Source organism: Vibrio sp. D173a (assembly GCF_030248475.1).
In genome coordinates this window covers 1-725 of record NZ_JAHGAH010000736.1, presented here as the reverse complement: position 1 = coordinate 725, position 725 = coordinate 1, and the positions used below count along the sequence as shown (strand labels likewise).

Here is a 725-nt window from a genome sequence, read left to right as displayed (position 1 = left end):
GCCTCTGCGCCATCGGTACCTGTTGTTGAGTCCAATACAGGCTCAAATCAGCAAGTGCCAGTGGTTGACCAAGATCCGGCAGAACTAGAGCTGTCTGACTGGTGTATCCATGTATTCGGTTCTTTCCTAAGCGTGTATGAAACACAGTGGGAATACCAATACGGTAGTGAGCCAAGCGGTAAGTTCATTGAATTTGCTAATACTATTGATTCTGACGGCCTTAACCGCGTCTTAATGCACTGTCACGAGCGTATTCAACTGGGTAACAGCTGGCCACCACAAATGGGTGAGCTGTGGATCTTAAAAGATTCACTGACAGAAGAAGAGCTATTGGACAGCCGCATTCGTGTGCTGTCTCGTACTGCTATCAACCCAATTGAAAAGTGGCTGATTCAAAACAAGCTCTACGACTTGAAACGCACAGCAGAGAACAAGCTTGATGCCCTATTCAAGAAGTACTATTTGGAAGCGAAAAGACTCGATGAGAAAGGCATGCTTCATACTGAACTGCCACAACATTTGCTAGCGGCTAACTCAGTGAAGAACCTCAACGATTTGAAGCGTGAAGAGTACGAAGAGAAGCACGGTAAAGCGCTCAACCCAAGAATCCAACAGATTCTCAATAGTAAAAAGTCGTAATAAGCGAGTTAGTTGCAATAAAGCCAGTTACTTACCATAAACTAGCAACTCAAAGCCTAGATACAAAAACGCCAGCAATTACGCTG

Annotated in this window: 1 protein-coding gene; it reads left to right on the top strand. The window is 44.8% G+C overall.

Features of this window, described 5'->3' with window-relative positions:
- The coding region (locus tag KIV40_RS28910; RefSeq protein ID WP_285352662.1) for a hypothetical protein at positions 1 to 639 on the top strand (639 nt) is incomplete at its 5' end.
- Positions 640 to 725 lie beyond the last annotated feature (86 nt).